The sequence below is a fragment of the Epilithonimonas xixisoli genome, from assembly GCF_004365655.1.
GTDB classification, from domain to species: Bacteria; Bacteroidota; Bacteroidia; order Flavobacteriales; family Weeksellaceae; genus Epilithonimonas; species Epilithonimonas xixisoli.
In genome coordinates this window covers 764190-786186 of sequence record NZ_SOEO01000002.1, presented here as the reverse complement: position 1 = coordinate 786186, position 21997 = coordinate 764190, and the positions used below count along the sequence as shown (strand labels likewise).

Below are 21997 nucleotides of genomic sequence, written 5' to 3'. Positions count from 1 at the left end.
TATTCCTCACATAACATTCTTAATCATTATCTTTGCAAAAATTTACCCAATCTAGATATGATCAATCTTGCTGCAATAGAGTACTATTTGCCGAAAAACATCCTAACCAACGAAGATATTGCGAACGAATTCCCAGAATGGAATGCCGAAAAAATTACTGCAAAAATTGGTGTAGAATCTAGACACGTGGCAGATGCTTCGCAGACAGCTTTGGATTTGGCTTATGAAGCTTGTCAAAAGCTTTTCAAAAAATATGACAAGAGCAAAATAGATTTTATTCTTTTTTGCACACAGAGCCCAGATTACTTTCTTCCCACGACAGCTTGTATTTTACAAGACAAACTGGATCTACCAAAAAACATTGGTGCTTTGGATTTCAACCTTGGCTGTTCTGGATTCGTATATGGATTGACGCTTGCCAAAGGATTGATTTCTATTGGATTAGCTAAAAATATTTTGTTGGTAACCTCTGATACTTACACCAAGTTTTTGGACAAAAATGACAAGTCCAACCGAAGTATTTTTGGTGATGGCGCTGCTGTAACCGTTGTAGAAAAAGACGATTCTAAAGCAGATTTTCAATATGTTGTAGGGACAGATGGCGCAGGTTACAACAATCTGATTGTAGAAAACGGAGGCGCAAGAAACACTTCGGAAAAGCCAGTTCTTTTTATGAAAGGCCCAAAGATTTTCACATTTGCCTTGGAAAACATCCCAGCGTTAATTAGTGAAACGCTCGAGAAAAACAGATTAAAACTGGAAGAAATCGATCTCTTTGTGTTCCACCAGGCGAGTTCTTATATGTTGAATTATCTCAGAAATCTGTGTAATATTCCCGAAGAAAAATTCTTTCTGGATATGAAAGACATTGGAAACACAGTCTCTGCAAGTATTCCTATTGCGCTGAAACTGGCTTTTGACCAAGGCAGAATAAAAGAAGGTTTCAAAGTGATGGTTGCCGGTTTTGGCGTTGGCTATTCTTGGGGCGCAGGAATTTTAGAATTTTAAACAAACATTAAACTGTGATATTGAATGAAGAAAAGCAATTTTCTTCATTTTTTTTTATTCCTCTTAATTCTTAATCAACTTTATATAAATATTTGTTTAGAAAACCATAAACTAAACCTTTTTCGTATTTTTTGTAATTATCATCAATGATAACAGATCCTTTCGGCTGAAATCTAATGATTTGTTTGTTGTCATCAGATATTTTCACTTCTTCATATTTTATCCCGTATTCTTCAAGTCTATTGAGATTACTAGAAAAATTTCTCGCATCCATTTTCACGGTTTTTTCAGATGTTTTTAGCACATCCAAAATATAATATGTTTTTTCTGTTCCATAAACATTCAGCACAGTAACCGCCAAAAGGAACAAGGAGATATTGACAAACAAAACACCTTTGATTATGAAAAGATTTCTGATTTTATTATCATTAATTTCTAATATCAACAACAAAATGAGCGGAATAAGATAGAACTGTGGAATATACCTCACCCACCACGGATCTGAAATGATAAGCATCGAAAACAGAATTGGAATAATGGTGAGAAAAAGTAATTTTTGCTGATTATTTAGATTTTGCAATCGTTTATAATTAATGAAATAAAACACCAGTAACACAATTAAAAAACCACTGTAAAAAATCCCAAATCCGCCAACTCCAATATCCGCATCAGACAACCTGTTCAGCTCCTTTTGGTAAACTGTGAAAGGGATTTTATAGGAAACATTCTCTCTATCAAAAGATCCTGTTTTGGTAAACAATGTAAATGCAAGCTTCTCTACCCTATTCTTGTCTTTTACAAATCCTGGTGGTGCAAAACGCTCCAGAATATCTATCGCACCCTCACCTCTTAGAGGATAAAACACGTGTTTTCCTTCTTTAAGATTTGTAATATATGGATTGTAATTACACAACAGTAACAAAAAAGGTAAAGAAACAATCGGCAAAGCCAATTCTTTGATTGTTGATTTCTTTTTCAAAATAAGTAGCAATATTACTATACAAAATCCTAAAACAGCAAATACAGGAATAGATGTAAACTTCAAACTCGCGCCAATGGTAATGCTTGCTACAATCAACAATGTATAAATCTTGTCTTTTGTTTTAATGAAAAGAAATAACGAAGCCAAAAAGCAAATCAAAAAAGAATACCCAAGGCCATCCACATAGAATGTTAAAATCTGTAAGATTACCACAGGATTTGCCGCCACAAGAAAAGCATAAATCCACTGCTGTAAAGGATTTATATTAAAATACTCGATTGCTTTTTTTACAAGAAATAAAGATGCTACGAAAAGAAAAATATTGGTAGCTTTTGCTAGTTCCAATTTTCCGAAGAAAAAATACATACAGGCTTGAATGACTTCTGCTCCTTTAGGGTAATGCTCTGTCCAAACTTTCATAGTTCGGGATTTAGACTCTGAAAAAATGGGATTCCAACCTTGCTTAAGTTGGATAATACTTTCTTGATGATAGCTCTGTCCGTCCGCTGAGAAGTCAAAGAAATAACCACTTATTAAAAATATTCCCGTCAATAAGGTGAATAAAAATAATCCTGAAGTAAAATTAATCCTGCAAATCAGAAGAGAAATGATGACAGAAAGTGGATAATAAATCCCTGAGATAGGAAAATTGAGGAGTAATCCTACTTGAGAAACGACCAAACAAATAAAAAGATGAAAAATAAGTACAAATGAAATATTTTTAAGAGAGATTTTCTTCATTTTTATGTTATTTTAGCAAATATAAATTTTTTAATTCCTTTCTTCAATTAATGGAAGAAAATAAAAAGAAAATCCTTATCAGAATTGGTTCTTTGCGTCACGGTGGCGCAGAAAAAGTCTTGGTGACGTTTCTGAAAAACCTTCCGAAGGATAAATATGAAATTGATTTATTATTAAATCTCTATTCAGGGAAATATTTGACAGATGTTCCAAGCTGGGTCAACGTGATGTACCTCAACCGTGGTGAGATGATTACCACAAACCGCCCAAAAGACATTCCCGAAAAAATATACCGTGTTGTTTATCAACGTCTTTTGAAGAAATATCCCAAAATCCTCTATAAGAGAAAGCTCAAGAAAAAACAATATGATATTGAGTTTGCAGCCATCCACGGTTTTATGGATGAAGTTCTGAACAGCCCTCTGAAATCTTCCAAAAAACTGATGTGGATTCACAATGATCTCACACAAGTCAGCGGCTACACACCAGAAAAAATCAGACGTTTTTTCCATTATGACAAAGTGATGGTGATTTCCGAAAAAATACAGGAAACATTTTTGAATTTAGCCAAAACTGAAGCTGAGAAACAGAAAATCGTAAGAATCTACAATCCACTTGACACAGAAGAAATCCTGGTGAAATCCGAAGATGGAAGCTGGAAGACTGATGAAATCCCAACTCCAACCTCCGACCTCCAACCGTTATTTATTTCCGTTGGAACTGTTTTCCCGCAGAAAGGATTTGATCGATTGTTGAAAGTCCACAAACGACTTTTGGATGAGGGTTTCCCACACAAAGTTTTGATTGTTGGCGATGGCTACGATTTCGAAAATGTCAAAAAACTGAAAATCGAACTTGGCTTAGATCAAACGGCTACAATGCTTGGTTTTACAGACAATCCTTATCCACATTTCAAATCAGCGGATTTTTATATCCTGAGTTCGAGATACGAAGGCTATCCTACTGTTTTGTTTGAGGCGATTACATTAAAGAAAAACATCATCGCTACCGATGTTTCCGGCGTTACAGAGATGTTGGAAGATGGAAAATTAGGTTTAATAACCGAAAATTCTGAAGACGGAATCTACGAAGGAATGAAGCTGGCTTTGACGAATCCTGAACATTTCAAATCTTACCAAGACGAACTTCAGAATTACGAGATGCCTTTCAATTTGAAAAATTCTGTTGATAAGATTATGCAAATCATTGATAATTTGTAATTTTATCCAATGGGGCATTCTACTATTCAAAAAGATTTTTACAGAGAGAGCGGAAAATATCTGTCACATTTTCAGATTCTTAAAAAATGTTTTAGCCCAAATCTGCATTACATCTATTGGCTCAGAAATGCTCAAAAACATTCCAAACCTTCTTTGCTTGGAAAGATTTACCGACTCATTCTTCGCCATTATCAAATCAAATATGGTTTTCAAATCTATCCAGAAACGGAGATTGGAGAAGGCTTCTATCTGGGACATTGGGGACATTTGGTCATCAACCCGAAAGCAAAAATTGGCAAAAACTGCAACATTGCACAAGGCGTTACCATTGCCCAAGCAAACCGAGGGAAAAACGAGGGCGTTCCTATTATCGGAAACGAAGTATGGATTGGACCAAACGCCGTGATAGTCGGCAAAATAACAATTGGCAACAATGTTTTGATTGCACCAAATGCCTATGTGAATATGGACATTCCCGATAATTCGATTGCTTTGGGAAATCCCGCTGTCATTACTTCAAAAATGAATGCGACAGAGGGTTACATTAATAATAAAATTTAAAAAAAATCGTTTTCGCTGAGGAAAACAATGACAATTCTCAATATTAAACTTTGTTAAAAACTTGGGATTTTAAATTTTTTAAGCATATTTTTGTATCATTATTGATTTGGTCTATCAAATTTTAAAATAACTTCCTAGAATCAAATAATTATAAATCTTAAAAAGAGACTTATTATGGGAAAATCTTACGAAGCTATTTTTGAAAATAACAAAAGATGGGTAGAATCAAAAATTGCAGACGATCCTGACTATTTCCACAATCTTGCGAAAACGCAGCACCCGGACTATCTTTACATTGGATGTTCCGATAGTCGCGCAACTGCAGAGGAATTGATGGGTGTTGGGCCAGGCGAAGTTTTTGTTCACAGAAACATTGCCAATGTGGTGAATACTTTGGATATGAGTTCTACAGCGGTAATCCAATATGCGGTAGAACATCTGAAGGTGAAACACATTATCGTTTGCGGTCATTACAATTGTGGTGGTGTAAAAGCGGCAATGACGTCTCAGGATTTGGGACTTTTGAATCCGTGGCTTAGAAATATCCGCGACGTTTACAGGCTTCATCAGGAGGAATTGGACTCCGTAGATGAAGATAAAAAATATGATCGCCTTGTGGAACTGAATGTTCAGGAGCAATGCATCAATGTGATAAAAATGGCCTGCGTGCAGGAACGTTATATTTTGGAAGAATATCCCATCGTTCACGGTTGGGTATTTGACCTCAGAACTGGAAAAATTATAGATTTGGAAATCGATTTTGAGAAAATCCTCAAAGACATCCAAAAAATCTACAATCTGACAGATTCTGATTGGGTGATGAGCAAAAAGAACAACAAAAACCTCATCTAAATTGATTTTATGAAGTACTGGAGTATTATAACTTTACTGATCTTTTTCAATTTTACGGCGCTCCCAGGAGTAGCCGTGGTATTTGGTTGGGATTTGTCCTCCAGAACCAATGTTGTAATGAGTGAAGAAGAGCCACACTCCAACAATACTTTTACTCTCTACGAGAAAACCATTCCTAAAACCTTGGACATTCACGATTTTCTGAAATTCTGTGAAGTTGTTCCTCAGAATAAAATAGCCATCATTTGGGAAACCAACGCTTATTATTCTCCCCATCTCAGTATATTTTCTCCGCCTCCTGAGGCTTAAGCTAATCTCGTTTTTTCTGTAAAACGATGTTTCTGTTTGTTGTATAATAATTACAGCAGGCTATATTCTGTATAAATTCAATACTTTTTAAAGAAAATTGATACCGTGTATCAGTTACAGTTGTGGTGTCTCGGCACGTTTACGACTGACATTTGCCTGTGAAAGTATGTTCAGAAATGAGCATATCGAGTCGGTGAGTAAATTTATTTTAATCTCTTATGAAAAAATCAACATCTTTGTTTGGAGGAATCAAGGAAAATTTTCCTTCCGGTCTAGTCGTATTCCTTGTGGCGTTGCCTCTTTGTCTTGGTATTGCCTTAGCGTCTGGAGCACCACCATTGTCCGGTGTTATTGCAGGAATTGTGGGTGGTATCGTTGTAGGACTTATCAGTAATTCCAACATTTCTGTCTCTGGTCCGGCAGCGGGACTTACCGCTATTGTTTTGGTAGCCATTACAGATCTTGGCGCATTTGAACTGTTCCTTTGCGCAGGAATCATTGCAGGAATTCTACAGCTCATTCTAGGATTCATACGCGCAGGAAGTATTTCTAATTATTTTCCAAACAATGTGATCGAAGGAATGCTTGCCGGTATCGGAATCATTATTATTCTGAAACAAATCCCGCACGCATTAGGTTTTGATAAAGATTACGAAGGCAATCAGGCTATTTTTGACAAAGGTCTTAACTTCGGTTATTTCTCCGAGTTATTTGGTGCAATACATCCGGGAGCAATTGTTGTGACATTGGTGTCTGTAGGTATTTTGCTGGCTTGGGATCATATTTCGGTGCTTAAAAGACTGAAGCTTTTGCCTGGCGCTTTGGTAGCTGTAATCGCAGGAATTCTTTTGAATGAGTTCTTTAAAATGTCTGGTAGTTCTTTGGCTATTTCCAAAGAGCATCTTGTGACTTTGCCAACGCCGACATCATTAGAGGATTTCAAAAATCTAATTACTTTTCCCGACTTCAATGGATTTACGAATCCTAAAGTCTGGATCGTGGGTGCAACCATTGCCATCGTGGCCTCTATCGAAACTTTGCTTTGTATCGAGGCATCGGACAGACTGGATGTTAGAAGAAGAATTACAGATACTAATCTGGAGCTGAAAGCACAGGGAATTGGAAACCTCATCAGTTCTTTCATCGGTGGATTGCCAATGACTTCGGTTGTGGTAAGAAGTTCTGCCAATGCAAGCGCAGGAGCTACTTCCAAGTTATCCGCTATCATCCACGGTATTTTGCTATTGATTTGTGTACTGTCTATTCCAGTTATTTTGAATCTTATTCCGCTTGCAACGCTTGCAGCAGTTTTGATTTTGGTGGGTTATAAATTGGCTAAGCCTGCGACTTTCAAACATTTCTGGCACAATGGTAAATATCAATTTATCCCTTTCGTAGCAACTGTTGTAGCGGTAGTTGGGACAGATTTATTAAAAGGTGTGGGAATTGGTTTAGTCATTTCCATCTTCTACATTTTGCAAGGAAATATGAAGCGTGCTTACTACCTGAGCAGAGAAACGCTGGACGATGCGGACGAGATCACCATCAAACTTGCAGAGGAAGTTTCTTTCTTAAATAAAGCAGCCATCAAAAAAACATTGAAAAATGTAAAATCTGGTTCTAAAGTAATCATAGATGCACAAACGACTTCTTACATCACAACGGATGTTTTGGAGATGATTCAGGATTTTGCAAATGTAAGGGCAAAAGAAGAAGATATTGAAGTAGAATTGATAGGCTTCAAAACATCATACAAAGATTACGCAACAGATGAAGACTCGCACGTGGTAATCAATCACAGAAGAGCAATGTAAAATTTAAACAAAAATCAAATTCTAAAGTAATTTTGGAATCATAATTATCATTAATAATATTAAATCAAAAATATGAAAGCACATACTTCCGAAACACAATCTACAATTACACCGGAGAAAGCATTAGAAATCTTACAAGAAGGAAACGCAAGATTTGTAAACAACCTAAAAGCCAACAGAGACCTATTGGCTCAGGTGAATGATACGCGCGCAGGACAATGGCCGTTTGCTGTGGTTCTAAGCTGTATCGACAGCCGTACTTCTGCGGAATTAATTTTCGATCAAGGTTTAGGAGATATTTTCAGTGTAAGAATTGCAGGAAATTTTGTGAATCAGGACATTCTTGGATCTATGGAATTTGGCTGTAATGTAGCAGGTTCCAAACTGGTAGTTGTACTAGGTCACACAAAATGTGGCGCCTTGAAAGGAGGTTTGGACGCCGCTGCAATCGAAGGTATGGGAATGGATAACTTGAATCATTTGATCGGGCATTTTGATCCCATCATCAAAAACATCATCAACGATGGTGAAGAGCGCTCTTCCAAAAACGAAGATCTTTTGGAAAGACTGAATCACCATAACGTAAAACACGCGATAGAAGAAATCCGCAAACAAAGTTCTACTTTGAGAAAAATGGAAGAGGATGGCAAAATCAAAATCGTGGGTGCAAATTATGACGTTGAAACAGGCGTCGTAAGCTGGATATAGAAAACATTTTTTTTCATACAATTAATTAGGTTTGTAGGCCGGGTAATTTATTTTATCCGGCTTACTTATTTTTTTGATGAAAAAAGTGCTGATTTAATCGAACAAAAAACAATTATGCATACCACAGCAATATGTTTTTGGAATCAAATTTGATTGAGTATTTTTGCACAAACAAACAATGATGAAAAAAATAATTTTTCTACTGGGCGCATCTACCATGGCGTTCGGTCAAAGTCTGACCTCTGAACCTAAATATACGTCCGCAGATTTAGCTCTTTCTAGCAATGTGCTTTCTTATGGTCACGGGGATTTGTTAGAAACGAAACCTTTCATCCCACATTCAAAAGTTACAAGCAATAGTTCTGATACTATAAACAATTCTATTTCTGAAAAAGAAGTGGTTGTAACTTACGAAAACAAAAAACTGAAGACTGCTTCTGTTTATTCAGAAGATGGAACATTAATACAAACATCCTCCAAAGCACTTCTCAATGAGAAAAAACTGAAAGCAGGAAATTATATTGTGAAAGTTGATTTCGAAGATGGTACTTCGACTTCGGCTAAATTTATAAAGAAATAATTTACTTCCCGTTGAACGCAGTCATTGTATTTTGAATGCCTGCAAAAACGAAAGATAAACTAGCATTGGAAAACTTTTCGATTCTTTCGGAGAGTTTTTCTTTTTCCTCCTCATTCCATTTTCCGAGAACATAATCGGCTTGTTTACCTTCAGAAAATTCCGCAGAGATTCCAAATCTCAGTCTTGGATAATTCTGAGTGTTGAGTTGTGATTGGATGCTTTTCAAACCGTTGTGTCCCGCATCCGAACCTTTCATCTTCATTCTCAAAGAACCGAATGGCAAAGCCAGATCATCCGTAATAATCAAGATATTTTCCAGAGGAATATTCTCTTTCTGCATCCAGAATTTTACTGCGTTTCCAGAGAGATTGACATAAGTATCTGGTTTCAGGACGAAGACTTTTCTGCCTTTATATTTTCCTTCTGCCAACAGTCCAAAGTTGGAAGATTTGAAAGGCGCTTCTATCTTCTCGGCAATTTTCTCAGCTACTTTGAAACCAATATTGTGTCGCGTTTCTGCATATTCTTCCCCTTTGTTCCCGATTCCGACGATAAGATATTTCATTCTGAAAAAAAAATTATTTTACGTATTCAAAAGCAACTGTTCCGTTTGCAGAAGTTCCGAGTGTTGGATAACCATCTGCATCATAGAGATAATTGAGTGTTGCCGTGATAGATTCTGCATTGGTCGTCACCTTCATTGTTCTGGCATTGTTGGCAGAAAATCCGGAAACCAAATTGTTTTCCAAATCAAAATGAGAACTTACCAGCTTGAAAGCCATTGGCAAAGTATTAAGAGGGTTTTTCTTATTATCAAAATTGCTGAATGCCGTCAAAATCTCAATCGGAGTCATCGTAATTGGCCCACCTGGCGCTAATTTGATGGAGAATTTCATCCCAGAAACATTGGCGTTATTGAATGTGTAATCTGTTTGGATGGTAAACAATTCCGTGGTATTGCTTTCGTCTTTTACTTTGGTAATGATGTTTTTGATCTTATCCCCATTGTAATTGTAAGTGGTTGTCGAGTTATAAACCAAAGCGCCGTTCACTTTGTTGGTTCCTGTGGAAGATACGAGCTTCTTTGCTGAGTCATAAGTCAAATCCTGACTGTTTAAGGTTTTCTCACCACTGAAGTCCACTGCTTCATAATCAACTTTGCTGACGTCATTCCCGCTGTACGAAATTGTATATTTAAAAGAATTATCGTCCGAAGTAACGCTTGTAATCCTTTTGTTGGTGTAAACATAGGTTGCAACGACTTTTTCACCGTCCATATCAACGGTCGTGACTTTGTTAATATTCTTGATGACAGCATTCGTCCCGCCGTCATTTGTATTGGTTCCATATTCCACACCTTTCAGTAAGTCGCCACTATCATCCTGGCTGGGAACACAGGCCGACAGCATTAGAAATCCGAAGACAAGTGTGAGATAATAAAATATATTTTTCATTGTTTGATTTTCTGTTTGCAAAGTTAGTTTTTTAAAATAAATCTTTTAAGCCAAAATCCTATTCAAAACCAGATTCACCTCATCCACATTTTTCACATTATCCTTTCTCATCATCAGCTGGTTGTTCTTTTCTTTTAACGTCGCTTGCTTTGGATTTTGTGTGAGGTAGGCAATTATTTTTTTGAATTTCTCGCTTTGGTAAAATTTATCCTGCGGATTCGCAGGGAAATAGCCGAGGAAAACTTTGTTCTTCACTACCAGTTTATCAAATCCAATTTCCGCCGCCAGCCACTTCAATTCTACAGATTTCAAAAGATTAATCGCCTCACTTGGCAAATCTCCAAATCGGTCTTTCAACTCATTTTCAAATTTCGAAAGGTCAATTGCATTCTGAATATCCGCCAATTTTTGATAAAGTGACAAACGCTCTTCAGTTGAACTCACGTAATCATCGGGCAACATCAATTCCAAATCGGTGTCGATGTTGACTTCTTTTGTGGATTTGATGAGCTTATTTCTATCTTCTTCATTTTCGAAAAGATTTTCAAAATTCTCATCGTCTTTCAATTCTTCCAAAGCTTCCTGCATCATTTTCTGATAAGTTTCAAATCCCATTTCGTTGATAAATCCACTCTGCTCTCCACCCAACAAATCTCCAGCTCCACGGATTTCCAAATCCTTCATCGCAATCTGGAAACCACTTCCTAAATCCGAGAATTGTTCAATCGCTTCCAAACGTTTTCTCGCGTCAGAAGTCATCATATCAAACGGAGGCGTGATGAGATAACAAAACGCTTTTCTGTTGCTTCGCCCAACTCTACCACGCATCTGATGTAAATCTGCCATTCCAAATCTATGAGCATCATTAATAAAAATCGTATTCGCATTTGGAACGTCCACGCCACTTTCTACGATTGTTGTTGCGACCAGAACATCATATTTCCCTTCCATAAAATCAAGGATATTTTGTTCCATTTGTTTCCCGTCCATTTGTCCGTGACCTGTAATCACTCTTGCATCAGGAACCAATCTTTGGATCAAGCCTGCAATATCTTTCAGATTTTCGATTCTGTTATTGATGAAATAAACCTGTCCGTCTCTTTGCAATTCGTATGAAATCGCATCACGCAAAATCTCTTCATTAAAGCCAACAATGCTCGTCTCAACAGGCTGACGGTTTGGCGGAGGCGTTTTAATCACGGATAAATCTCGCGCTGCCATCAAAGAGAATTGCAAAGTTCTCGGAATTGGTGTTGCTGTCAATGTCAATGTATCGACATTGGTTTTCATCGTCTTTAATTTATCTTTTACCGAAACGCCGAATTTGTGTTCCTCATCGATAATCAACAATCCAAGATTTTTGAATTTCACTTTATCCGAAACCAATTGGTGTGTTCCAATCACGATGTCGAGTTTCCCATCTTTCAAACCTGCCAAAGTTTCAGATTTTTGTTTCGCAGTTCGGAATCGATTCAAATAAGAAATATTAACTGGGAAATCCTTCAATCGTTCTTTGAAACTTCTGTAATGCTGGAAAGCGAGAATCGTCGTCGGAACCAAAATCGCCACCTGTTTGCTGTCCGTCGCCGCTTTGAACGCCGCACGAATCGCCACTTCTGTCTTCCCAAATCCAACATCGCCACAAATTAATCGGTCCATCACGCCTTCATCTTCCATATCTTTTTTCACGTCCAAAGTCGCTTTTTCCTGGTCGGGAGTATCTTCGTAAAGGAAACTCGCTTCCAACTCATTTTGAAGATAAGAATCCGGCGAATATTGAAATCCTTTCGCCGTTTTTCTCTGAGCATATAATTTAATCAAATCAAATGCAATCTGCTTAACTCTAGCTTTTGTCTTCTGTTTCAGTGACTTCCAAGCGGGTGAACCGAGTTTGCTGAGGACGATTTCTTTTCCGTCTGGTCCGTTATATTTTGAAATCTTATGAAGGGAATGAATACTTACATAAAGTAAATCTCCATTTTTATAACTCAGTTTGAAACATTCCTGGATTTTCCCATCGTTATTCACCTTCACCAATCCCATAAATTTCCCGATTCCGTGGTCGATATGCGCAATGTAATCGCCCACTTTCAAAGACATTAAATCTTTGAGTGTCAGTTGCTCCGACTTGGCAAAAGTGTCTTTGGATTTGTATCTTTGGTATCTGTCAAAAATCTGGTGGTCTGTATAAACCAAAATTTTGTTTTCAGAATCTACAAAACCTTCGTGAAGTTCCGATTTGAAACTTTTGAACGGAATCTCGTGTTCCAGTTCTTCAAAAATCGATTCTAATCTTTCCTTTTGCTTTTCCGATGAAAAAGAAATCCAAGTATCAAAACCCTGATTTTGCTTTTCTTCCAAATCCTGAATCAACATTTCAAAATTCTTATGAAAGCTCGGCTGTTGCGTTTGGCTGAGTTCTAAAGTTTTGATTTTAGGCAAATTGAAAACCTGCGAACTGAAATCAATGGTTTTGAATTTGATTAATTTATTCTGAAATTCAGGTTCTGATATGAATAATTCCTGAGGCGTTCTGTGCTTGATGTCTTTGCTTAGAGTCTCGAATTTTTCTAATGATTTTTCGTAGAAATCTCTGATTCTTTTATTGGAAACAAAAAGATTCTTCGAAACCAGAAAACTGTCATCTGGCAAAATATCAAGAAACGAAACCTTGCTTCCCGAAACCGAAAAATTCATATTGGAAACCAGCTGAAAATCCGTGATTTTATCAATCGAAAGTTGAGATTCTATATCAAAAGTTTTGATGCTTTCCACCTCATTTCCGAAAAATGTGATGCGATAAGGCTTCTCATTAGAAAAAGAAAAAACATCCACAATTCCACCTCGGACAGAGAATTCTCCAGGCTCGGAAACAAAATCCGTTTGATTGAATTGATAATGGTTCAGCAACTCATCCACAAAATCAAAATCCAATTGGTCACCGACTTTGATGTGATGAGAAATCGCCGAAAAATCTTCTTTCTTCAAAACTTTTTCCGACAATGCGCCAACGAAAGCTACAATCACTTTTGGCGATTTCCCCGAATTCAGTTTATTAATAACTTCAGTTCTTAAAACCAAATTCGCATTCTGCGTTTTCTCAACTTGATAAGGTTCCAAATGAGTTGCAGGAAAATAAAGCACGTTTTCTTTTCCTATCAAATCTTCCATTTCTGCATTTACATAAAGTGCATCTTCCTTGTCATCAAGCAAATAAAGAATTATTTTGTTCCGAGTCAAAAAAAGTTCCGACGTCAAAATTGAAACCGCAGAACCTGCACTTCCTTTGACAGAAATGTGCTGATGCGTTGATATTTGTGAAAAAATCTCACTCCCGAATTGTTTCTGAAGCAAGTCCGGCAAAAGATTTTGATTGATTTTTTTTAATTCCATTTTTCCTCTCTCTAAATCTCTCTCCAAAAGGAGAAAGACTTTTTTAAATTTGATACAAACGCAAAAAGCGATTCCGAGAAATATTTCGGAATCGTTATTGGTTACAAAGATAGTCTTTTTTGAATTTTATCTGAAACTGAGATTGCTACAAACTTTTCTCCGCTTTTTTCAAAAGTTGAACAAGTTCTTTCAACTCTTTTGTATTGAATGTGATAATGCTCATCGAAATCACAGACGACATATTGATGTAATTTTCCCACAGTTTTTGAGATGAATTGTAAACGCTTCCTATCTCGATTCCGTCTTTCGTTGTGTATTTGAATTTGGTGGATTGCTCCGGATTGGTACTGGAATTTTGTTCCATTGTCTGCAAAGATTGAATCAACTTCGCCAGTTCATCTTTCTCAAAAGTGATGGTTCTTTTGGAAATATTATCGAAAGTTTCGAACTGTGTCATTATTGCAAAAACCGCAACGCTGGAGTTATCCGATAGATTTTTGAGAATGATTTTTTGGAAATTCAAATCTTTGAAATCGCCCATTGGAAATATTTTCTTCTCTACCAACGCTTCTTTTTTAGAATTCAGATTTCTGTAAGTTATTTTTGGTGGGACAATTGGCGGGAAAATCTCTTGGGCGAATACGAACGAACAAGACATTAGGAACAATGTGGAAATTAGTTTTTTCATTTGGATTGATGATTTAAAATATGAACTCTGAAACTACGAAAAAATTATATTTTTATCTCAAAACGAATCTTGAAAATAAAAACCATCAAAATATCGTTATTTTTACAATTCCAAAACTATGAACATTTGAAATTATTTTTCAAAATATTATCCCTTTTTCTGATTTCATCACTTGTTTTTGTACAATGCAAAGATGATGAGGCCAATGTTTTCCGCGCTTATGTGGAAGGAAAATTCACTTATTCCGATGGGAAATTTCTGGAAAATCCAATCCATCTCACCGTTGATAAAAAAATAATTGCAGAAAGCTACCCCAAAGAGAGTGGAAGTTTTGTCTTGGCCGGACCATACAACAAAGGGGCTTACAAACTGCAACTGAAAAATTTCAAAATCAAATCTTTTTCTACAGAAACCGTTGGTTGCAAAATCTCCGCAGATTCCTTGAGCATCGAGATTCCAGATGGAATGACTTATGTTATTTTTAATGATATTACTTTGAAATGATAAAAAAATCTATTCTTTTTTTCATTATCATATTTTCCATTTCTGTTTCTGCACAACGAAGAAAACAAAGCTGGACAGAAAAAGTGACATTCTCCGCAGACCCGCACGTGAAAGTGATGACATCGCTTGGCAACAATTTTCTAAGCAATGCATTTGGCTACTTTTACGGATTTGGCGTTGGATTAAACACCAATCTTTACAAGAATTTCGGATTGGGTGTAGAATACACTTATTTCCTCGCCAGCATCAAAGACCGCGACACTTTCGGCTATCTCGGCGCACCATCGATGAATAATTTTGATTGGTACGTTTTCCATAAAGACAAAATCTCGGAAGAATTTTTCGTCGAGGAAATGGTTGGTTACAGCACTTATCGGATGAAAAGTCCTTACTTGGACAATTCTGGGAAATTCAATGAAGGAAATGGTGGGCTACATTTTGGAGCGAAGGCAATTTATACAATTGACAATGAGGGTTTTCAGCAAGTGGTTTTCGGAACAAAACTCAATTTTTACAATGCCAAAATCGGAAACCAAAATCCGGATATCGAAAAATATTACTCCAAGGCATTGCTTCTCAACTTTAGTTTAGCTTATCGTTTTAATTTTTAAGGCGTTTTTAAGTTGTTATAATTTCTGGTTAAAGTTTTTTATTCTTATTTTTAAAATCAATTATTAATATACATTTGTCAAACAAAAACCCAATCAAAATGAAAAATCTATTCACCGCATTGATGCTTACTTTCGGAGTAGGATTCGCATCTGCACAAGTCGCTTCCACTGTTGCAACCTCAGCTTCTACAACTGCTTTGAACGCATCTACAGTCGCAAAAGCTCAAAAACAAAAAACAAAAAAGGCAGAAGCAAAAGCAGAGAAAAAAGCGACGCCAACAGCCGTAAAATTGAAAAAAGACGGAACACCGGACAAACGATACAAAGCCTCAAAAACCTTGAAAAAGGACGGAACGCCAGACAAGCGCTACAAGGCTAACAAGTAATTTATCTCAATCTTTTTTAAAGAAAAGGATAATTTAATTTTTCATAACTTTTATTTTTTTAAGACTTTGCAAATTTTGTAGAGTCTTTTTTGGTTCACGATTTGATTATCAAAACGTAACCAATCTAAAAAATACTGTTATGAATAATCCGAAACCAATGCTGACACTATCAGAAGTGATGGAAAAGCTGAGACAAAAAGGAATCACAAACGAAATACGAATGACCGATGATAAACGTTTTGTAATCAGCGGTACAGAAAAGTCATACCAACCAGAAGATTTGAAAATCATAAGAACTTACAGATTTGAAGGCGCAAGTGACCCAGCAGATAATATTGCGCTTTACCTTGTCAAAGACAACTACGAAAATATTGCAATGATTATTGATTCTTACGGTGCCAATAGCAATTATGAAGGTCCGGAATTCGATAAGTTTTTGAAAAGAATCCCAGAAGTAGAAGCAAAAGAAGAATTTGACTTTTAAAAATAATTTTTTTTACATCATTCAAAATATTGAACTCCTACGGAGTTCTTTTTTTGTGTGGATTTGTCTTCTACAAACATTTTGCTCCTATGGAGCTTTTTTTAATATGAATTTGATTAAAAAACATAGTCAACAGATTTGATTTCAATTTTTTATATTTCAAGAGTGTGTTTTTGGCAGGAAGTCTTCTACAAACATTTAATTTTCGGAACTTTTTTCACAGAATTCACAGATAACTTTGGGAATTATACCAATTCTGCTTTAAATTGCAATATTCAAATGCTCCATAGGAGCAATATGTTTGTAGTCAATCTAAAAACAATCGATTTCCGCTCCGTAGAAGTGGAGTTTTTTTGTCGCTTTTTAATAGTAGGAATTAATACTTTTTTTAAATTTTAATAACGAGAAGCGACTTTTTCAAACCATCTTCTATGCCTTTCCAATAGAAATTGAAGAATGACCGTTCTTTATTTCTTTCCACATAAATGTCCACAGATTCCGGGAATTTCTGAGAATCTTTTTTCACCAAAAGATTAGCGACGCCAGACAAGAATTTCTTCTTTTTCTTGGTGTCTTTGTCCAAAAGATTGACTTTCAAATCTTTGTGAGTGATTCGAAATTTTCCATTCATTACATCATTATTCCCTTTGAAATCATAATTGAGACTTGTAATTGTTCCAGTCGCAGTGATGTTCATATAAGGTTTGATGAACGGATTGATGTCATTCGCAGGAAGATTGTTGATGTAACCGCCGATTGTAAAATTGTCTCTCATATTCGCCGTGTCAAAATTCCAATTCACTTTCATTGGAGAAACGCCCATAAACTTGCAATTGATCACAATCGGAACTTTCGTATTGGCGCCTTTCTTTTTGTTAGAATTAAGATTTTTGACGCTCATATTGAAGTTTGTGAAAAACACTTTCCCTGGTCCGTTGGAGTCTGGCTTATCTTCTTCGTACACCAATTTGGAGTCCACAAGATTCAGATTATCAACAATTAAAGGAAATTTTATTTGTCTTAATAATTTGGAATAAAGCAACTTTTCTTTCGGATTATCTTTCGGAATTTTACTTCGGAAGATGTTTGCATCCACATTGTGCAACTTTGCAGATTTTAAATGAAGGTCGAGTTCTTTTTCAAAAGTCCAATCAACGCCGGAAAGTAGAATTCGGTTTGCTGAGATATTGAACTGGTCATCTTCCATCGGAATTGTTCTTACAAACTCGGCGCGCGACATTTTTGGAATCAGTTTAAAATTCATTAAATCAATCGATTGCGAAGCCAATTTGAAGCTTGACAACGTCATATTGTAATACTTTCCAGAATCATAGAAAAATGTATTTCCAACGATTTTATAATCTTTGAATTTGAAAGGCAATTTGTTTTTCGAAGTTTCTTCATTCATCACAAAATCAGTGACATTCGCATCAAATTTTGCCAGAGAAAGAGATTTTTCTTGGTTTGATTTTAAGATTGATAATGTTCCATTTTTGATGTCAATGTTGGCGAAATTAAAATCAATTCCGTTTTTCTTAGGATTTTTTGGTTTGATGATTTTCGCATCACGATTTTGAATAATGAATTCTGGATCAACAAATTGTGCGTTTTTCAAATTCAGTTTGGTATTATCAAAAACCAAATCGCTGAAAGAAACTTTCTTGCTTTTGATATTGAAAAGACTTTTTTGTTTGGTAAAATTTTTCTCCCAATCTTTAAAATCCAAAACCGATTTTAGTTCAAAATCGTTGATTTCCAATTGTCCGTTGTCCGTTTTCACATCGGAAGAATTAATGGTGTAAACATCACTGATTCTGGCGAAAAAATCTTTCGCAGTAATTTTGTAACTATCCAGCGCAAAAGGCAATTCGTCTGGATTCTCGTTCAGGCTAAGGTTTTTAATTTCGAGATTTAGATTTTTTGCAGAAAAAACTTTAGAGTCATCTAGATTTATAACTTCGATGTTTCCTTTGGTTATATCAATGTTTCTAATGAGAAAAGGCATCGGTTCTTTTACAGAATCTTTGCTTTTCTTTTGAGCCAATCTAACTTTAAGTTTTGGATTCGTCAATCGGATAGAATTGGTGTTGATTTTTTTATTTTTAATCAAATCAATGATCCCTAATCTACTGACATTCAATCCGTTTACAAATCCATCAATCGCCAAAACTTTTTTATCATCTGGATTTTTAGATTTAATTAAAATATCGTCGGCCGAAATACTTCCGCTGAGAATCTCGACATTCAAGGTTTTGTAGGTAATGGCGTACGGTGTTTTATTTTTGATGTAATCCGGAAGCTGATACTTGAGCCAGAGACTGAATCCAATGTTCACAATCAAAATGAGAAGCAAAATACTTCCGAGAACGATTCCGGTAACTTTTAAAGTTTTTTTCATCTAATTTTTTATAATTAATTGATGACTAAAAACCGTTCCAACTTTAAACCGTCAGATCCACCACATAACCTTCGTGCCCACGAACATTGATGAAATCATCACCTTCAAAAGCCAAATATTGTCCTTTGATTCCCTTCAAAACACCATTAAATTCTGGTTTTTTATCCAACGTAAAAACATTGATCTTCTCAGGTTTCTCGTAAGGAAAATCGAGTTTGATGATATTCTCATCGCTCACTGCAAACTTTTTGAAATCGTTGGGGAAATAATCCGCAATTTTATTTCGGAAATCAATTAAATCTAGGTTGTCTTCATAATCATCCAAAAGCATTTTCTTTGGATTGGTTTTGTCAGCCACGTGTTTTTTGAGTTCAACTTCTATCATTCCGGCTTCGTAACGGTTTTCTGTGATGGCAATTGGCAAAGCGAAAGTTGCACCTTGATCAATCCATCTTGTAGGAATCTGAGTTTCTCTGGTAACGCCTACTTTTACGTCACCTGTGTAAGCCAAATAGACAATGTGCGGAACCAGCTGAATCTGTTTCTCAACTTCCAAATCTCTTTCTCCAACGCCAAGATGCGCAGTTGACAATTCTGGACGGATGATCGTGTCGCTCGCATACGGACTTTCGAAAAAGCATTTTTTGCAGAATCCCATTCGGTAGATTTTCTCATCGCTACCGCAGTTCACACATTCGTAACCGACGTGTTTAATGTGAAGTTCTTTCCCAAAAAGCTGATTCATATTAATCAAATCTCCTTTCAGATTAAGGAAATATTGAATCGGCTGACCGTTTTGGGAAATCATTTTGAGAATTTGTCCGGAGAATTGCATTTTGTCGTGGATTTGAAATTGGGATTAAAAGTAAGTATTATTAATTTAATTTTTATCCGATAGATTATTTTGCCATTTATTTTCTTCAATTCTTGCGGAATTAACTTTAGATAATTTTTGATTTGATTTTAAATAATAGTTTTGCCGAAATTTAAAAACATTTTATAATGAAAAATATTTACTCATTACTATTGTTAGCATTAACAAATTTCGCAATTGCTCAAACTACTATTTTTACAGAAAATTTTGGATCGCCGTCCGCAACTACTACAGTCTCTACTTACACAGGTTTTCAAAATGCTTCTCCTATAGTTTACACGGGTAATTCTGACATTAGAAACACATTTACTTCTACGGGATACACTAGTGCAAGCGGAGCTGGTTGTCTTTTCATTGGTGCTACAACTGCGGCAACTCCGCCAGAGAAATTTTTGACAATCTCAGGAATCAAAACAACAGAATATAAAGATATGAGTCTATCTTTTGGACACTACAATGGTGTTGCAAACACAAGCTTTGTCCCAAAAGTTGAAGTTAGCACAGATGGAACATCTTGGACTGCTCTTAGCTACGCAAGAGTTAGCACCAATTCATCTGTTTGGGAATATGTGACAGCTTCTGGAAACATCCCTGTGACAGAAAATCTTAGAATCCGTTTTACCAATACTGTGGATTCATCAGTTGGATATAGAATTGATGATATAAAATTAGTTGGAACCAAAGAAGCTTTAGCAGTTAACAACGATAGTAAAAAATCATTCAACATCTACCCTACTGTTGTAAGCAATGGCATCATTTCTATTACATCTGCAAATAATCAGACTAAAAATGTAAAAATCTACGACTCTTCTGCGAAATTGGTAATTAGCAGAGGAACTCAGAAAGAAATCAATGTTTCTCAACTTCCTAAAGGAACTTACGTTATGAATGTTGAAGAAAATGGCGTGGTTGAGTCCAAAAAATTTATTATTAAGTAAACAATTAATCATTCGATAACAAAAGAATCTCCAAATAAGAGATTCTTTTTTTTTGTTTAATTCTTATCTTCGCAACACAATTGATGTTATGACTTATCTTATCACTGGCGGAAGTGGATTTATCGGTTCTCATTTGGTAGAACAACTTTTGAAAAATGGACATTCTGTCATTAATATTGACAACTTCGACGATTTCTACGATTATAAAATTAAAATTAAAAATACATTAGAATCTTTAGGTTCAAATTCTGAATTTAATTTTACCGATAAAGAAACGGATATTCAAAAGTTAGCAACTGAAACCAAATCAGAAAGTTATCAGCTTTATTACCAAGATATTCGTGATAAAGAAAGCTTGAAAGAGATTTTTCAAAATCATAAAATTGATTTAGTCATTCATTTGGCCGCTTTAGCAGGCGTTCGTCCTTCTATTGAGCGACCTTTGGAATATGAAGAAGTCAACATAAGAGGAACTCAGAATCTTTGGGAACTTTGCAATGAATTTGGTGTCAAAAAATTCGTTTGCGCTTCATCATCAAGTGTTTACGGAAATAATCAAAAAGTTCCTTTCGCTGAAACTGATAATGTGGACAATCCAATTTCGCCTTATGCAGCAACCAAAAAATGTAGCGAAGTCATTGGTCACGTTTACCACAGTCTTTATCATATCGATATGATTTTGTTGAGGTTTTTCACCGTTTATGGACCAAGGCAAAGACCAGATTTGGCAATTCACAAATTCACAAAATTGATATACGAAAATCAAGAAATTCCTTTCTACGGCGATGGTTCCACAGCTAGAGATTATACTTTTGTTGATGATATTATTGATGGCGTTTTAAAATCAATCCTATATCTTGAGACAAATGACAATGTTTATGAAATCATCAATCTTGGGGAAAGTGAAGTGATTACGCTAGGCGAAATGGTCACGACTTTGGAAAATACAATTGGAAAAAAAGCCATCAAAAAAATACTGCCAATGCAACCTGGTGATGTCCAAAAAACCAACGCAGATATCACGAAAGCAAAAGCATTAATTGGCTACAAACCTACCACAAACTTCCAAAATGGCACAAAAAAATTTGTGGAATGGTTTTTGGGAAATCGGCAATAACAATTCTCTGACAATCGATATTTTGGAAATAAGATGAATTTATTTTTAAATATTGTTGAAAATCAGTAGAAATATGTATAAAGTATCACCTAATTTTTTACTTTTGCAAAAATTATAAATTATGTATTGGACATTAGAATTAGCATCATATCTTAGCGATGCACCTTGGCCGATGACCAAGGCAGAATTGATTGACTACGCCATCAGAACCGGAGCACCTATGGAAGTTGTAGAAAACCTACAAGCCATCGAGGACGAAGGAGAAATCTACGATGCGATAGACGAAATCTGGAGCGACTATCCTACAGACGAGGATTACCTCTGGAACGAAGACGAATATTAATTCGTTTTTTGACATTGAGTAATCTCAATGTC

General features: G+C 35.9%; 22 protein-coding genes. 15 read left to right on the top strand and 7 right to left on the bottom strand.

All coding sequences use genetic code 11. From position 1 onward, the window contains the following. Positions 1–57: 57 nt before the first annotated feature. Positions 58–1008: a 3-oxoacyl-ACP synthase III family protein gene (locus B0I22_RS11020; protein WP_133944784.1), complete on the top strand. Its 951-nt coding sequence runs from the start codon at positions 58–60 to the stop codon at positions 1006–1008. 70 nt (positions 1009–1078) lie between these two features. Here B0I22_RS11020 and B0I22_RS11015 read toward each other — a convergent pair whose 3' ends face one another. Beyond that, complete coding sequence (locus B0I22_RS11015; protein WP_133944782.1) at positions 1079–2731, bottom strand: hypothetical protein; 1653 nt, start codon at positions 2729–2731, stop codon at positions 1079–1081. 50 nt (positions 2732–2781) lie between these two features. On the opposite strand from B0I22_RS11015, the gene B0I22_RS11010 reads away from it, so the two are divergent. The 7 genes from B0I22_RS11010 to B0I22_RS10980 all read left to right on the top strand — a co-directional run bounded on the left by B0I22_RS11010 (position 2782) and on the right by B0I22_RS10980 (position 8775). Further along, the gene (locus B0I22_RS11010) at positions 2782–3951 is read left to right on the top strand and encodes a glycosyltransferase (protein WP_133944780.1); all 1170 of its coding nucleotides are present in this window, start codon (positions 2782–2784) and stop codon (positions 3949–3951) included. 9 nt (positions 3952–3960) lie between these two features. Beyond that, positions 3961–4512 carry a serine acetyltransferase gene (locus B0I22_RS11005; RefSeq protein WP_133944778.1) on the top strand — a complete coding sequence of 184 codons (552 nt, stop codon included), beginning with the start codon at positions 3961–3963 and terminating at the stop codon, positions 4510–4512. Between the two features lie 174 nt (positions 4513–4686). Continuing rightward, positions 4687–5364, top strand: a complete 678-nt coding sequence (locus B0I22_RS11000) for a carbonic anhydrase (RefSeq protein ID WP_133944776.1) — start codon at positions 4687–4689, stop codon at positions 5362–5364. Between the two features lie 9 nt (positions 5365–5373). Continuing rightward, the gene (locus B0I22_RS10995) at positions 5374–5673 is read left to right on the top strand and encodes a hypothetical protein (protein ID WP_133944774.1); all 300 of its coding nucleotides are present in this window, start codon (positions 5374–5376) and stop codon (positions 5671–5673) included. 218 nt (positions 5674–5891) lie between these two features. After that, positions 5892–7487, top strand: coding sequence for a SulP family inorganic anion transporter (locus tag B0I22_RS10990; protein WP_133944773.1), 1596 nt, complete (start codon positions 5892–5894; stop codon positions 7485–7487). Between the two features lie 72 nt (positions 7488–7559). Continuing rightward, positions 7560–8195, top strand: coding sequence for a carbonic anhydrase family protein (locus tag B0I22_RS10985; RefSeq protein ID WP_133944771.1), 636 nt, complete (start codon positions 7560–7562; stop codon positions 8193–8195). 178 nt (positions 8196–8373) lie between these two features. Further along, positions 8374–8775: a T9SS type A sorting domain-containing protein gene (locus tag B0I22_RS10980; RefSeq protein ID WP_133944769.1), complete on the top strand. Its 402-nt coding sequence runs from the start codon at positions 8374–8376 to the stop codon at positions 8773–8775. Between the two features lies 1 nt (position 8776). Here the strand turns inward: B0I22_RS10980 and pth are convergent, their stop codons facing one another. The 4 genes from pth to B0I22_RS10960 all read right to left on the bottom strand — a co-directional run bounded on the left by pth (position 8777) and on the right by B0I22_RS10960 (position 14310). Then, positions 8777–9340 carry an aminoacyl-tRNA hydrolase gene (pth, locus tag B0I22_RS10975; RefSeq protein WP_133944767.1) on the bottom strand — a complete coding sequence of 188 codons (564 nt, stop codon included), beginning with the start codon at positions 9338–9340 and terminating at the stop codon, positions 8777–8779. 13 nt (positions 9341–9353) lie between these two features. Next, the gene (locus tag B0I22_RS10970; protein ID WP_133944765.1) at positions 9354–10229 is read right to left on the bottom strand and encodes a hypothetical protein; all 876 of its coding nucleotides are present in this window, start codon (positions 10227–10229) and stop codon (positions 9354–9356) included. A gap of 45 nt (positions 10230–10274) precedes the next feature. Beyond that, on the bottom strand, positions 10275–13622 hold the full coding sequence (gene mfd / locus B0I22_RS10965) for a transcription-repair coupling factor (RefSeq protein ID WP_133944764.1): 3348 nt from the start codon (positions 13620–13622) through the stop codon (positions 10275–10277). A gap of 145 nt (positions 13623–13767) precedes the next feature. Next, positions 13768–14310: a hypothetical protein gene (locus B0I22_RS10960; protein WP_133944762.1), complete on the bottom strand. Its 543-nt coding sequence runs from the start codon at positions 14308–14310 to the stop codon at positions 13768–13770. Positions 14311–14436: 126 nt separating this feature from the next. Between B0I22_RS10960 and B0I22_RS10955 the strand changes: the two genes are divergently transcribed. The 4 genes from B0I22_RS10955 (at position 14437) to B0I22_RS10940 (ending at position 16295) form a co-directional block, all read left to right on the top strand. Then, positions 14437–14814, top strand: a complete 378-nt coding sequence (locus B0I22_RS10955) for a hypothetical protein (protein ID WP_133944760.1) — start codon at positions 14437–14439, stop codon at positions 14812–14814. After that, positions 14811–15425, top strand: coding sequence for a hypothetical protein (locus B0I22_RS10950; protein WP_133944758.1), 615 nt, complete (start codon positions 14811–14813; stop codon positions 15423–15425). The genes B0I22_RS10955 and B0I22_RS10950 overlap by 4 nt, the downstream gene beginning before the upstream one ends. Positions 15426–15523: 98 nt before the next feature. Then, entirely contained in the window at positions 15524–15811 is a 288-nt protein-coding gene (locus B0I22_RS10945; RefSeq protein ID WP_133944756.1) for a hypothetical protein, read from the top strand. Positions 15812–15950: 139 nt separating this feature from the next. Then, on the top strand, positions 15951–16295 hold the full coding sequence (locus B0I22_RS10940) for a hypothetical protein (protein ID WP_133944754.1): 345 nt from the start codon (positions 15951–15953) through the stop codon (positions 16293–16295). A 388-nt stretch (positions 16296–16683) separates the two neighbouring features. Here B0I22_RS10940 and B0I22_RS10935 read toward each other — a convergent pair whose 3' ends face one another. Further along, on the bottom strand, positions 16684–18693 hold the full coding sequence (locus B0I22_RS10935) for a hypothetical protein (RefSeq protein ID WP_133944752.1): 2010 nt from the start codon (positions 18691–18693) through the stop codon (positions 16684–16686). 43 nt (positions 18694–18736) lie between these two features. Further along, positions 18737–19528 (bottom strand): DUF2797 domain-containing protein, encoded by a 792-nt coding sequence (locus B0I22_RS10930; RefSeq protein WP_133944750.1) that lies wholly within the window; start codon positions 19526–19528, stop codon positions 18737–18739. A gap of 167 nt (positions 19529–19695) precedes the next feature. Here B0I22_RS10930 and B0I22_RS10925 point away from each other — a divergent pair, with 167 nt between their 5' ends. The 3 genes from B0I22_RS10925 (at position 19696) to B0I22_RS10915 (ending at position 21965) form a co-directional block, all read left to right on the top strand. Further along, positions 19696–20505, top strand: coding sequence for a T9SS type A sorting domain-containing protein (locus B0I22_RS10925; RefSeq protein WP_133944748.1), 810 nt, complete (start codon positions 19696–19698; stop codon positions 20503–20505). Between the two features lie 88 nt (positions 20506–20593). Beyond that, complete coding sequence (locus tag B0I22_RS10920) at positions 20594–21622, top strand: GDP-mannose 4,6-dehydratase (protein WP_133944746.1); 1029 nt, start codon at positions 20594–20596, stop codon at positions 21620–21622. 121 nt (positions 21623–21743) lie between these two features. Continuing rightward, entirely contained in the window at positions 21744–21965 is a 222-nt protein-coding gene (locus tag B0I22_RS10915) for a DUF2795 domain-containing protein (RefSeq protein ID WP_027382805.1), read from the top strand. Positions 21966–21997 lie beyond the last annotated feature (32 nt).